Source organism: Caldimonas tepidiphila, from assembly GCF_003569765.1.
Taxonomy (GTDB): domain Bacteria; phylum Pseudomonadota; class Gammaproteobacteria; order Burkholderiales; family Burkholderiaceae_C; genus Caldimonas; species Caldimonas tepidiphila.
Genome location: NZ_KZ983958.1, coordinates 58,717 through 71,185, shown reverse-complemented (window position 1 = coordinate 71,185; position 12,469 = coordinate 58,717). Strand labels below are relative to the sequence as shown.

At 70.2% G+C, this 12,469-nt stretch carries 10 protein-coding genes; 2 read left to right on the top strand and 8 right to left on the bottom strand.

Going from position 1 to position 12,469, the window contains the following annotated elements; genetic code table 11:
- Positions 1-56: 56 nt before the first annotated feature.
- Positions 57-815: a sulfurtransferase gene (locus D3A59_RS00925; protein WP_119153053.1), complete on the bottom strand. Its 759-nt coding sequence runs from the start codon at positions 813-815 to the stop codon at positions 57-59.
- Positions 816-855: 40 nt separating this feature from the next.
- On the opposite strand from D3A59_RS00925, the gene dnaE reads away from it, so the two are divergent.
- Positions 856-4,365, top strand: coding sequence for a DNA polymerase III subunit alpha (gene dnaE, locus D3A59_RS00920; protein WP_119153052.1), 3,510 nt, complete (start codon positions 856-858; stop codon positions 4,363-4,365).
- A 133-nt stretch (positions 4,366-4,498) separates the two neighbouring features.
- Positions 4,499-4,903 carry a hypothetical protein gene (locus D3A59_RS00915; RefSeq protein WP_119153051.1) on the top strand — a complete coding sequence of 135 codons (405 nt, stop codon included), beginning with the start codon at positions 4,499-4,501 and terminating at the stop codon, positions 4,901-4,903.
- Between the two features lie 94 nt (positions 4,904-4,997).
- On the opposite strand, the gene D3A59_RS00910 is transcribed toward D3A59_RS00915, so the two are convergent.
- The 7 genes from D3A59_RS00910 to D3A59_RS00880 form a co-directional block, all read right to left on the bottom strand.
- Positions 4,998-5,309: a ComEA family DNA-binding protein gene (locus tag D3A59_RS00910; protein WP_119153050.1), complete on the bottom strand. Its 312-nt coding sequence runs from the start codon at positions 5,307-5,309 to the stop codon at positions 4,998-5,000.
- Between the two features lie 247 nt (positions 5,310-5,556).
- Complete coding sequence (lapB, locus tag D3A59_RS00905; RefSeq protein ID WP_119153049.1) at positions 5,557-6,714, bottom strand: lipopolysaccharide assembly protein LapB; 1,158 nt, start codon at positions 6,712-6,714, stop codon at positions 5,557-5,559.
- A complete protein-coding gene (locus tag D3A59_RS00900; protein ID WP_119153048.1) occupies positions 6,704-7,030 on the bottom strand; it encodes a LapA family protein in 327 nt (108 codons plus the stop codon). The genes lapB and D3A59_RS00900 overlap by 11 nt, the downstream gene beginning before the upstream one ends.
- A gap of 112 nt (positions 7,031-7,142) precedes the next feature.
- Entirely contained in the window at positions 7,143-7,478 is a 336-nt protein-coding gene (locus tag D3A59_RS00895; protein WP_119153047.1) for an integration host factor subunit beta, read from the bottom strand.
- A gap of 138 nt (positions 7,479-7,616) precedes the next feature.
- Entirely contained in the window at positions 7,617-9,326 is a 1,710-nt protein-coding gene (gene rpsA, locus D3A59_RS00890; RefSeq protein WP_205665066.1) for a 30S ribosomal protein S1, read from the bottom strand.
- A 166-nt stretch (positions 9,327-9,492) separates the two neighbouring features.
- Complete coding sequence (locus tag D3A59_RS00885) at positions 9,493-11,508, bottom strand: bifunctional 3-phosphoshikimate 1-carboxyvinyltransferase/cytidylate kinase (protein WP_119153045.1); 2,016 nt, start codon at positions 11,506-11,508, stop codon at positions 9,493-9,495.
- Between the two features lie 49 nt (positions 11,509-11,557).
- Positions 11,558-12,442, bottom strand: coding sequence for a prephenate dehydrogenase (locus D3A59_RS00880; RefSeq protein ID WP_119153044.1), 885 nt, complete (start codon positions 12,440-12,442; stop codon positions 11,558-11,560).
- Positions 12,443-12,469: the final 27 nt, after the last annotated feature.

The window sequence follows — 12,469 nt, the reverse complement described above, 5'->3', positions numbered from 1 at the left end:
AGCCGGCATCGCGGGCTGCGCTGCGGGCGGCATCGCTCCCCCTCAGCCGAGTGCGGTCAGGCCTGCGGCTCGCCGCCGTCCTTCGCCGGCTCCAGCCGGTGGCCGAGCGCCTCGCGCTCGTCGAACACGAAGCAGCCGCCGCGGTAGTGCGGCCCGCCGGTCTCCTCGAAGTACTTCAGGATGCCGCCCTCGAGCTGCCAGACGTTCTCGACGCCGGCCTGCTGCAGGTAGATCGCCGCCTTCTCGCAGCGGATGCCGCCGGTGCAGAAGCTCACCACCGTCTTGCCGGCGAGCTCCTCACGGTGCGCCATCACCGCGTCCGGGAACTCGGTGAACTTCGTGATGCGCCAGTCGATCGCGCCCTCGAAGGTGCCGTAGTCGACCTCGAAGGCGTTGCGCGTGTCGAGCGTCACCACCGGGCGGCCCGCGTCGTCGTGCCCCTGCGCCAGCCAGCGCGCCAGCGTCGCCGCGGGCAGCGCCGGCGCGCGCGGCGCGGCGTCGGGGCGGATCGCCGGGTGGTTCATGCGGATGATCTCGCGCTTGACCTTCACCAGCAGCTTGCGGAACGGGACCGTCGCGGACCAGCTCTCCTTCGGCGCGAGGTCGGCGAAGCGCGCGTCCGCGCGCAGCCAGTCGACCCAGCCGCGCACCGCGTCGGCGGTCCCGGCGAGGAAGAGGTTGATTCCCTCCTCGGCCAGCAGCACCGTGCCTTTCAGCTCGCGGGCCGCCGCCTCGGCCAGGATGCGCTCGCGCAGCCCGGCCGTGTCGGCCAAGGTGACGAACTTGTACGCGGAAATGTTCAGGATCGAGTTCACGCGCGGATTGTAGGAAGCCCCGCTTTCTACAATCCGGGGAATGCCCTTCATCCACCTGCGAACCCACACCGAGTTTTCCGTCGTCGACGGCACGCTGCGCATCGACGACGTCGTCGATGCGGCTGCCGACGACCGCCAGCCTGCGCTCGCGATCACCGACCTGTCCAACCTGTTCGGCGCGATCAAGTTCTACAACGCCGCGCGCCGCAAGGGCGTGAAGCCGATCATCGGCGCCGACGTCTGGATGCAGCCCGAGGGCGGCGAGAAGCAGCCCTCGCGCCTGCTGCTGCTGATCCAGGACCGCACCGGCTACCTGAACCTGTGCGAGCTGCTGGCGCGTGCCTGGACGCAGCATGACGGTCGCGGCCACGCCTGCCTGCGCTGGGAGTGGCTGCAGGAGCTGGGGGAGGGGCTGATCGTGCTGAGCGGTGCCGAGCAAGGGTGCGTCGGGCAGGCGCTGATGGCGCGCGATGCGCAGCGCGCCGAGGCGCAGGCGCGCCGCCTCGCCGAGTGGTTCCCGGGGCGCTTCTACGTCGAGCTGCAGCGTGCCGGCCACGCGAGCAACGAGCCGCACCTGCGCGCCGCGGTGCCGCTGGCCGCGAAGCTCGGCCTGCCGGTGGTCGCGACCCACCCGGTGCAGTTCCAGACGCCGGAGGACTTCGAGGCGCACGAGGCGCGCGTGTGCATCGCCGAGGGCGAGACGCTGACCAACCCGAAGCGCATCAAGCGCTTCACCCGCGAGCAGTACTTCAAGAGCCAGGCCGAGATGGAGGCGCTGTTCGCCGACCTGCCGAGCGCGCTCGCCAACAGCGTCGAGATCGCCAAGCGCTGCAACCTGACGCTGGTGCTGGGGAAGCCGCAGCTGCCGGCCTTCCCGACGCCCGAGGTCGACGGGCGGCACCTGTCGCCCGAGGAGTATTTCCGCTATGCCTCGCACGAGGGCCTGAAGGAGCGCCTCGAGCAGCTCTACCCGGACGAGGCCGAGCGCGAGCGCCAGCGCCCGGCCTATGTGGAGCGGCTCGACTTCGAGATCAACACGATCCTGAAGATGGGCTTCCCCGGCTACTTCCTGATCGTCGCGGACTTCATCAACTGGGCCAAGAACAACGGCTGCCCGGTCGGCCCGGGCCGGGGCTCGGGCGCCGGCTCGCTCGTCGCCTACGCGCTCAAGATCACGGATCTGGATCCGCTGCGCTACAACCTGCTGTTCGAGCGTTTCCTGAACCCCGACCGGGTCTCGATGCCCGACTTCGACGTCGACTTCTGCCAGGGCAACCGCGACCGGGTGATCGACTACGTCAAGGACAAGTACGGCCGCGAGGCCGTGTCGCAGATCGCCACCTTCGGCACGATGGCCGCCAAGGCCGCGCTGCGCGACGTGGGCCGCGTGCTCGGCATGGGCTACGGCCATGTCGACAGCATCGCCAAGCTCATCCCCGCGCCGCCGGGCAAGACGGTGACGCTGGCCAAGGTGCCCGAGAAGCCCGACGGCGGCATCATCTACGCCCGCAAGGAGGCGCCCGAGCTCGAGCAGCGCGAGCAGGCGGAAGAAGAAGTCGCCGAGCTGCTGTCGCTCGCGATGCGGGTGGAAGGCATGGTGCGCAACATCGGCATGCACGCCGGCGGCGTGCTGATCGCGCCGGGCAAGATCACCGACTTCTGCCCGCTGTACATGCAGCCCGGCAGCGACTCGGCGGTGAGCCAGTACGACAAGGACGACGTCGAGGCGATCGGCCTGGTGAAGTTCGACTTCCTGGGCCTGGCGACGCTGACCATCCTGGAGAAGGCCAAGGAATTCATCGTCAAGCGTCACCCGGACCAGAAGGACTTCGACTTCGCGAAGATCCCGCTCAACGACCGGGCCTCCTACCAGCTGCTGTCCGAGGGCAAGACGGTCGCGGTGTTCCAGCTGGAAAGCCGCGGCATGCAGGGGATGCTGCGAGACGCCAAGCCGAGCGTCTTCGAGGACATCATCGCGCTGGTGGCGCTCTATCGCCCGGGCCCGATGGACCTGATCCCCACCTTCTGTGCGCGCAAGCACGGTCGCGAGGAAGTCACCTATCCGCACCCGCTGATGGAGGAGGTGCTCAAGGAGACCTACGGCATCATGGTCTACCAGGAGCAGGTGATGCAGGTCGCGCAGCGCCTGGGCGGCTACTCGCTCGGCGGCGCGGATCTCTTGCGCCGCGCGATGGGCAAGAAGAAGGCCGAGGAGATGGCCAAGCACCGGCTGATCTTCGCCGAGGGTGCGGCGAAGAACGACATCAAGCCGGAGCTGGCCAACGAGATCTTCGACCTGATGGAGAAGTTCGCGGGCTACGGCTTCAACAAGTCGCACGCCGCCGCCTACGCGCTGCTGGCCTACCACACCGCCTGGCTGAAGGTGCACTACCTGGCCGAGTTCGTCGCGGCCAACATGAGCATCGCGCTCGACGACACCGACAAGCTCAAGGTCTTCTACGACGATGCGGTCAACCTCGGCATCCGCTTCGAGATGCCGGACGTCAACACCGGCACCTACTGCTTCGAGCCGGTCGCCGACAAGGTGGTGCGCTACGGGCTGGGCGCCGTCAAGGGCACCGGCCAGAGCGCGATCGAGGCGATCGAGCAGGCGCGCGCCGAGGGCGGGCCGTTCAGGAGCCTGTTCGACTTCTGCGCCCGCGTGGACCGCAGCCGCATCAACAAGCGCACGGTCGAGGCACTGATCCGGGCCGGCGCCTTCGACAAGCTCCACCCGGAGCGTGCCGCGCTGGTGGCGAGCATCGGGCTGGCCTTCGACTATGCCGTCACCCAGGCGGCGCACGCCGACCAGGGCGGCCTGTTCGACTTCGGGCCGGACGACCACGGCTCCTCGACCCAGGAGCCGGACCTTGTCACGGTGCCGCCCTGGAGCATCAAGGAGCGGCTGACCTTCGAGAAGGTGGCGATCGGCTTCTACCTGTCGGGCCACCTGTTCGACGAGTACGAGCCCGAGGTGCGACAGTTCGCCAAGCGCCGCATCTCGGATCTGGCCGACAGCCGGGAGCCGCAGCTCGTCGTCGGCATCGTCAGCGACTTGCGCATGGTCAACGGCCAGCGCGGGCGGGTGGCGATCTTCAAGCTCGACGACAAGAGCGAGCAGATCGAGGCGGTGGCGAGCGACGATCTGATCGACGCGAACAAGGAACTGTTCAAGGACGACGAGCTGATGATCGTGCAGGGCAAGGTGCAGCCGGACCGCTTCTCGGGCGGGCTGCGGCTGAACGTGCAGCAGGTCTGGAGCCTCGCCGAGGCGCGCTGCCGCTTCGGCAAGTTCCTGCGCCTCGCGGTCAATGGCTCGGCCCCGCCGGTCGGCCAGTTGTTGCAGGAGTTTCCGGCGCGGCGCATCGAGACCGAGCAGGGCGAGCTGGTGCAGGGCCTGGGCATCCGGCTGCAGCTCGCGCGCGAGCGCGCCTGCGGCGAGCTCGACCTCGGCGACGAGGCGCGCTTCTACCCGAGCGACGAGGCGCTGTCGCGCTGGAAGCGTGCCGCGCACGAGGGACGTGCCGCGATCGTCTACGAAGCGGGCTGAGCCTGCCTGTGACATGGAGATACATCTTCCCTGGGGAAGGTGTCCGGGGACATGCGTGCCGTCGCTAGACTCTGGCGCAAGGGGTCCCGCGGCCGCCCGTGTTGCGGCAGCGGGGCGGAGAAGGAGCCCTCGCATGAAATCCAGTCAGATCCTTGCCGCCCTGGCCTTGCTGGCCGCGGCGGCAGCCCAGGCCCAGGTGGGCGTGTCCATCAGCGTGAACCAGCCCGGGCTCTACGGCCGCGTGGACATCGGCAGCGGGCCGCCGCCGGCGCTCATCTTCCCGCAGCCGGTCATCGTCCGCTCCGCGCCGGTGCCGCAGCGCACCCCGGTCTACCTGCGCGTGCCTCCCGGGCACGAGAAGAACTGGGACAAGCACTGCCACAAGTACGAGGCCTGCGCGCAGCCGGTGTACTTCGTGAAGGGCGAGGCCTCCGCGCCGCGCGACGGCCGGCACGGCGCGGGACGCGACGAGCATCCCGGCGGCGGCAAGCAGGGCGGGAAGGGCGAGGGCCGGGGGCACGGCAGCAAGCACGACTGACGGGGCGCCGGCCCCGTCCCGGTCGGCGTGCGGGCCCGACCGGGACCGGATGACCCTGCGAAGGGGCATCCGGGACGAGGGCGCGAGGAGGCGGCTAGGGCTTGGTGGCGGGCTTCGCGGCGGTGGCCGGTGCCGCGGCCTGCGGCAGGGCCGCGCCGTTGACCGTCATTCCGCTCTCGGAGAACTTCGCCGCGTTGGCGGGGCCGACGCCCTTCACGCGGACCATGAAGTCGTTCCAGTCCTTGAAATCGCCCTTCTTGCGCTCGTCGAGGATGCGGGCCGACATTGCGGGCCCGATGCCCTTGACCGATTCAAGCTGGGCCTGGTCGGCCTTGTTGAGATCGACCGCGGCGAAGGCGTTCGCGGCCAGCACGTACAGCAGGGCAAACCACACTTTCTTCAGCATGAGATGGCTCCTTGAGGCGTGTTGAGGTGAGGGCGGCGCGTGTCGCGCCGCCACCCGCAGCCGCAAGGGCCGCCGGGCTGTGACAGGCTCTGCTCCCGGGCGGGCAGAGTCAGCCCCCTAACTTGAAGTCACGCGAACGATTTCACGGCCATGGCGCGAAGCCGCAACGGCGGCGCCGGGTGCCCCGGGCCGCGCTCGGGGATCGCTTGCCTGCCGAGATCGGAAGGTGCAGGCGAGGGGGGACGGGCTACAGGTCCTCGATGCGCCGGGGCGGGTAGCTGTCCCAGCTCTGGCAGCCCGGGCACTGCCAGAAGTAGTGCTGCGCCTCGAAGCCGCAGGCCGCGCAGCGGTAGCGCTGCAAGGGCTTGGCCGCGTTGCCGAGGACCTGCCGCAGGCCCTGGAGCTCGGCGTCCGACAGCGTGCCGCTCTCGCTTGCCGATTCGTCGAGCAGGCCGAGCGCGGCCGACAGCGAGGGCTGCTGCGCCAGGTGCTCGGACAGCCAGCCGCGGCGTGTCACCGCCTGCGGCTCCAGCTGCCGCAGCGCCTGCAGCAGGTCGATCGACGGCGTGCGCTCGTAGAGCGGGCGCAGCGTCTCCCGGGCGGCGGCCTGCTGTCCCGCCTCGACCGCGCTGGCGGCATATTCGCGGGCGACCAGCGAGAAGCTCACCGGATCGACGGGAATCAGCGCCGCCCAGGTGCGCATCGCCTCGTCGTGACGGCCGGCGCGCGCCAGCCGCTGGCCCCGCATCACCACCGGCCTCGGCGCCCGGGGCGCCGCCGCGCGGGCGCGTTCCAGCGCCTCCTCGGCGGCCGGGGTTTCGCCGCGTGCCTCGGCTTCCTGCGCGAGTTCGCACCAGTAATGGGCCACACGCTGCGAGAAGGAGCCGGCGCCCGCCGTCTCCAGGTCGGTGGCCGCATCGATCGCGGCGCGCCAGTCGCGCGAGCGCTCGTACAGCGTCAGCAGCGCGAGCAGCGCCTCGACGCGGAACGGGGTGTCGAGCAGCTCGCGGTAGGCCGCCTCGGCGCGGTCGAACAGGCCGGCCTTCAGGAAGTCCTGCGCCAGCGCGTGCTGCGCGCGCTCGCGCTCGGCACGCGGCAGGTCGGCGCGGCCGAGCAGGTGCTGGTGCACGCGCACCGCGCGCTCGTACTCGCCGCGGCGGCGGAACAGGTTGCCGAGCGCGAAGTGCAGCTCGGTGGTGTCAGGATCGTGCTGGACCGCGGCGATGAAGGCGTCGATCGCCTTGTCCTGCTGCTCGTTGAGCAGGAAGTTCAGGCCCTTGAAGTAGGCCTTCGGGGCGCTCTGCTGCTGCGTGCGCAGCTGGCGCACGTCGATGCGCGAGGCCAGCCAGCCGAGCGCGAACGCCACCGGCAGGCCCAGCAGCAGCCACTGGAAATCAAAGTCCATCGCGGGGCGGATGCGGCGGCACGGCGACGGCGGCGTCGCCGTCCTGAGTCTCGGGTGCGGGGGCGACCGGGGCCGGCGCCACGGCGGCCGACTCCAGGCTGCGCGCGACGCGGCGCTGGCGCCACCAGCTCGGCAGCATCGCCAGCGCACCGAAGGCCGCGCCGACGGCGAACACCGCCAGCACGATGAAGACCATCGGCGCGCGCGACTCGTAGCCGAAGAACCACTTCAGCGTGGCCTCGTGCTGGTTGTTCAGCGCGAACGCGAACAGTATGAAGAAAACGGCGGCCCGGAAGAGCCACATCAGTGCTTGCATCGCAACTCCCGCGGCGATTCTAGCGGGCGCGTTGCACGCCTGCCGGTGCGGATCCCGGGGGAGGCCCGCCCGGCCGGGGGGACGCCGGGCAGGGGGTGTCGCAGCGCGGGGCTCAGGCAGCGCCGCTCTTGTCGCCAGCGGCGGCGGCTTCCGCCGCATCGGGTGGCGTGCGCGCATCGACCGCCTCGCGCAGCGCCTTGCCGGGCTTGAAGTGCGGCACCAGTTTCTCGGGGATCACGACCTGCTCGCCCGAGCGCGGGTTGCGGCCCATGCGCGGCGGGCGCCGGTTGATCGAGAAGCTGCCGAAGCCGCGGATCTCGATGCGGTGGCCTCGTCCCAGTGCGTCGGACATCGCGTCGAGCATGGTCTTCACGGCGAACTCGGTGTCGCGGTGCGTGAGCTGGCCGAAGCGGGCGGCCAGTTCGTTGACGAGGTCGGATCGGGTCATGAAGGCGGCGGCGGATTCGAGGCGATCGAGGGGTTGGGATGAAGCGGCGGCATGTCCTGCCGCTTCATCGCAGCCCCCCGGAAGAGACTGCGGAGCCCGGGCGAGATCAGGGATCAGGCCCGGGCAAGGGGGTGGGGATCAGCCGTTGTCCTGGCCGCCCAGCTTGGCCTTGAGCAGCGCGCCCAGGCTGGTGGTGCCGGCGGTCTCGCGGTCGGCGGACAGGCGCTGCAGCGCTTCCTGCTGCTCGGCGTTGTCCTTGGCCTTGATCGACAGCTGCACGTTGCGGGTCTTGCGATCCACGTTGATGATCAGCGCCGTGACCTGGTCGCCTTCCTTCAGCACGTTGCGGGCGTCTTCCACGCGGTCGCGGGAGATTTCCGAGGCGCGCAGGTAGCCGATCACGTCGTCGGCCAGCTGCACTTCGGCGCCGCGCGGGTCGACCGACTTGACGGTGCCGGTGACGACCGTGCCACGGTCATTGACCGCGGTGAAGTTGCCGAACGGGTCCGCGTCGAGCTGCTTGATGCCGAGGGAGATGCGCTCGCGCTCGACGTCGATGGCCAGCACGATCGCTTCGACTTCCTGGCCCTTCTTGTAGTTGCGCACCGCGGCTTCGCCCGGCTCGTTCCACGACAGGTCGGACAGGTGCACCAGGCCGTCGATGCCGGCAGCCAGGCCCACGAACACGCCGAAGTCGGTGATCGACTTGACGGGGCCCTTGACGCGGTCGCCGCGCTTGAAGTTCTGGCCGAACTCGTCCCACGGGTTCGGCTTGCACTGCTTCATGCCCAGGGAGATGCGACGCTTGTCCTCGTCGATCTCGAGCACCATGACCTCGACTTCCTCGCCCAGGGACACGACCTTGGAGGGAGCGACGTTCTTGTTGGTCCAGTCCATCTCGGAGACGTGCACCAGGCCTTCGATGCCCGGCTCGATCTCGACGAACGCGCCGTAGTCGGCGATGTTGGTGACCTTGCCGAACAGGCGGGTGCCGTTCGGGTAGCGGCGCGAGACGCCGACCCACGGATCGTCGCCCATCTGCTTCAGGCCCAGCGAGACGCGGTTCTTCTCGGCGTCGAACTTCAGGACCTTGGCGGTCAGTTCCTGGCCGACCTGAACGACTTCGCTCGGGTGGCGGACACGGCGCCATGCCATGTCGGTGATGTGCAGCAGGCCGTCGATGCCGCCGAGGTCCACGAACGCGCCGTACTCGGTGATGTTCTTGACCACGCCGTGCACGATCGCGCCTTCGGTCAGGGTCTCGAGCAGCTTGGCGCGCTCTTCGCCCATCGAGGCTTCGACGACGGCGCGGCGGCTCAGCACCACGTTGTTGCGCTTGCGGTCGAGCTTGATGACCTTGAACTCGAGCGTCTTGCCTTCGTACGGGCTCATGTCCTTGATCGGACGGGTGTCGATCAGCGAGCCGGGCAGGAAGGCGCGGATGCCGTTGACGAGCACCGTCAGGCCGCCCTTGACCTTGCCGGACACGGTGCCGGTGACGAAGTCGCCGGACTCGAGCGCGCGCTCGAGCGACAGCCACGAGGCCAGGCGCTTGGCCTTGTCGCGCGACAGGATGGTGTCGCCGTAGCCGTTCTCGATCGAGTCGATCGCCACCGAGACGAAGTCGCCGACCTGGACTTCGAGTTCGCCCTGGTCGTTGCGGAATTCCTCGATGGGGATGTAGGCTTCGGACTTCAGGCCGGCATTGACCACGACGAAGCTGTGTTCCACGCGGACCACTTCGGCCGTGATCACTTCACCGGAACGCATCTCCGCGCTCTGCAGCGATTCCTCGAAGAGGGCGGCAAAGGATTCCATGCCGCCGGCGGCCGTTTGGTTTTCAGACATTGAGATTCCTAGGTGCCAGCGTCCGCTGGCCGGTTGGATTGCAACTCGCGTTGCGGTTGGTTTGTCGATCCGGCCCGCCGGCGTGCGCTTTGCGGCACTGGAGGGGGCGAGCCGGGCTTCACTGCACCGCCGGGCCAGGAGCCCGACGGCGACGGCCGCCCCGCCTTCAGCGAAACGGCCTGCGCTGCTCCCACCACTTCAGCACCTCGTGCATCGAAGCCTCGATCGTGAGGGCGGAGTTGTCCAGCAGCAGCGCATCTTCCGCGGGCTTCAAGGGAGCGGTGCTGCGGGACTGGTCCCGCGCGTCGCGCGCTTCGAGTTCACGCCGAAGATCGTCCATATTAGACGACAAACCGCGCGAAATCAATTGGCGGTGCCGCCGCTCGGCGCGCGTCGCGGCGCTCGCCGTGAGAAAGACCTTGAGCTCGGCCTGGGGAAAGATCACGGTGCCCATGTCGCGGCCGTCGGCGACCAGTCCCGGCAGCTGGCGGAAGGCGAGCTGGCGCTCGCGCAGCGCCTCTCTCACGCGCGGGAAGACGGAGATGCGCGACGCGAGCGCGCCGACGTCCTCGCGGCGCAGCTGCTCGGTGACCTCCTCGCCGTCGAGCAGGATGCGGTGGCCGGGCTCGAAGGCGAGCGGCAGCACCGCGGCGAGCTGCGCGAGGCCGGCCTCGTCGTCCGGGGCGACGCCCGCGCGCATCGCCGACAGCGCGGTGGCACGGTAGATCGCGCCCGAGTCGAGCAGGTGGTAGCCGAGCGCGTCGGCCACCACGTCGGCGAGCGTGCCCTTGCCGGAGGCGGTCGGCCCGTCGATCGTCAGCACCGGGATGTCCTCGGTGCGCGTGCGCGCGACCGAGAACAGCGTCTCGAAGTAGTCGGGGAAGGTCTTGCCGACGCACTTCGGGTCGAGGATGCGCAGCGGCACGCCCGTGTCGCTGCCCGTGGGCGCGAGCGGGTTGAAGGCCGCGAGCGAGAAGCACATCGCGATGCGGTGGTCGTCGTAGGTGCGGATCGCGGCGGGCCGCCACTGTGCCGGCGGCTCGATGCGGATGAAGTCGGTGCCTTCCTCGACCGTCGCGCCGAGCTTGCGCAGCTCGGCCGCCATCGCGGCGATGCGGTCGGTCTCCTTGACGCGCCAGCTCGCGATGTTGCGCAGCGTCGTGCCGCCCTCGGCATAGAGCGCCATCACCGCCAGCGTCATCGCCGCGTCGGGGATGTGGTTGCAGTCGAGGTCGATCGCCTTCAGCGGCCAGGCGCCGCGGCGGATCTCGAGCCAGTTGGCGCCGCGCGCGACCTGCGCGCCCATCGCCTCGGCGGCCTCGACGAAGCGGATGTCGCCCTGGATCGAGTCCGCGCCGACGCCCTCGATGCGCACCGGCGCGCCGGCGGCGGCGATCGCGCCGAGCGCGACGAAGTAGGAGGCGGAGGAGGCGTCGGCCTCGACATGGATGTCGCCGGGCGTGCGGTAGCTGCTGCCCCGGGGAATGGTGAAGCGGCTCCAGCCCTCGCGCCCGACCGCGATGCCGAAGCGCGCCAGCAGGTTCAGTGTGATCTCGATGTAGGGCTTGGAGATCAGCTCGCCCTCGACCTCGATGTCGATCGCGCCGAGCTCGCTTGCCAGCGGCAGCGCGAGCAGCAGCGCGGTCAGGAACTGGCTCGACACGTCGCCGCGCACGCGGATCGGGCCCCCCAGGCGCAGCGCGCCGTCGCGCACCCGCAGCGGCGGGTAGCCGTCCTGGCCGAGGTAATCGACGCCGCAGCCGAGCTGGCGCAGTGCGTCCACCAGGTCGCCGATCGGGCGCTCGTGCATGCGGGGCACGCCCGAGAGCTCGAACTCGCCGCCCTGCATCGCCGCGAGCACCGCCAGCGCCGCGGTGAGCGGGCGCATCGCGGTGCCGGCGTTGCCGAGGAAGAGCCTGGCCTGCCGCTTGCGCAGGCTGCCGCCGAGGCCGGTGACGTTGAGCACGCCGCCCTCGGACTCGATCGCGCAGCCGAGCTCGCGCAGCGCGTCGAGCATCACCCGCGTGTCGTCGGAGTCGAGCAGGTCGTGGATGCGCGTGGTGCCGGCGGACAGGCCGGCGAGCAGCAGCACGCGGTTGGAAATGCTCTTGGAGCCCGGCAGGCGGACGGTGCCGGCCGCCGCGCGCAGCGGCGGCAGGTCGAGGAACTCGGTGGTGTACATGGCGGCGGGAAGAGGGGGCGGCGGCGCGGGCGTGCGGGACCCGCGCGGCTCAGCGGCCGGAGGCCGGTTTGCGGGTGTTCATCTGCCAGTGCGAGCGGGCCTGCGAGGCGTTGCGGATCAGCTCCTCCAGCGCGTCGCCGTTGCCGAGCTTCATCGCGTGCTCCAGGGCCTCGAGCGTGTGGCGGAAGCGGCTCGCCTGCTTGAGCACCTCCTCGCGGTTGGCCAGCAGGATGTCGCGCCAGATGCTCGGGTCGCTCGCGGCGATGCGCGTGAAGTCGCGGAAGCCGGGGCCGGCGAGCGACAGGAAGTCGGCGCCGGCGGGCTGGCCGTGGATCGCGTTGAAGTAGGCGTAGGCCAGCAGGTGCGGCAGGTGGCTCACTGCGGCGAAGGCCGCGTCGTGGTTGTCGGGGCTCATCCTGAGCACCTGGGCGCCCAGCGCCGACCACACGTCGCTGGCCTTCTGCACCATCGCCGCGTCGGTCTGCGGCAGCGGCGTCAGGATGACCTGGCGGCCGGCGTACAGCGTCGCGTCCGAGTGCTCGACGCCGGAGACCTCCTTGCCCGCGATCGGGTGCGCCGGCACGAAGCTGCTGACGCGCTCGCGCAGCGTGCGGCGCGCCGCCTCGACGACGTCGCGCTTGGTCGAGCCCACGTCCATGAACAGCACGCCCGGCTCCACCAGGTGGCGGATGGCGCGGAAGGTGGCTTCGCTGGCGGCCACGGGAACCGAGATCAGCACGATGTCCGAGCCGGAGACCGCCAGCAGCGCCGATTCGGCGGCGATGTCGATCACGCCGAGCCGCTTGGCGCGCTCGGTGGTCGAGGGGGACTTGCTGTAGCCGACGACGCGCTTGACGAGGCCCGCGCGCTTGAGGGCGAGCGCGAAGGAGCCGCCCATCAGGCCGCACCCGATCACGCCGAGTTGATTGAACATGGACGCCACTGCTTTACCTGCGCTGCG

Excerpts from the sequence above, each read along its gene's own strand:
- dnaE (WP_119153052.1), top strand. The coding sequence starts at position 856 with ATGCCCTTCATCCACCTGCGAACCCACACCGAGTTTTCCGTCGTCGAC.
- D3A59_RS00915 (WP_119153051.1), top strand. The coding sequence starts at position 4,499 with ATGAAATCCAGTCAGATCCTTGCCGCCCTGGCCTTGCTGGCCGCGGCG.
- D3A59_RS00910 (WP_119153050.1), bottom strand. The coding sequence starts at position 5,309 with ATGCTGAAGAAAGTGTGGTTTGCCCTGCTGTACGTGCTGGCCGCGAAC.
- lapB (WP_119153049.1), bottom strand. The coding sequence starts at position 6,714 with ATGGACTTTGATTTCCAGTGGCTGCTGCTGGGCCTGCCGGTGGCGTTC.
- D3A59_RS00900 (WP_119153048.1), bottom strand. The coding sequence starts at position 7,030 with ATGCAAGCACTGATGTGGCTCTTCCGGGCCGCCGTTTTCTTCATACTG.
- D3A59_RS00895 (WP_119153047.1), bottom strand. The coding sequence starts at position 7,478 with ATGACCCGATCCGACCTCGTCAACGAACTGGCCGCCCGCTTCGGCCAG.
- rpsA (WP_205665066.1), bottom strand. The coding sequence starts at position 9,326 with ATGTCTGAAAACCAAACGGCCGCCGGCGGCATGGAATCCTTTGCCGCC.
- D3A59_RS00885 (WP_119153045.1), bottom strand. The coding sequence starts at position 11,508 with ATGTACACCACCGAGTTCCTCGACCTGCCGCCGCTGCGCGCGGCGGCC.
- D3A59_RS00880 (WP_119153044.1), bottom strand. The coding sequence starts at position 12,442 with ATGTTCAATCAACTCGGCGTGATCGGGTGCGGCCTGATGGGCGGCTCC.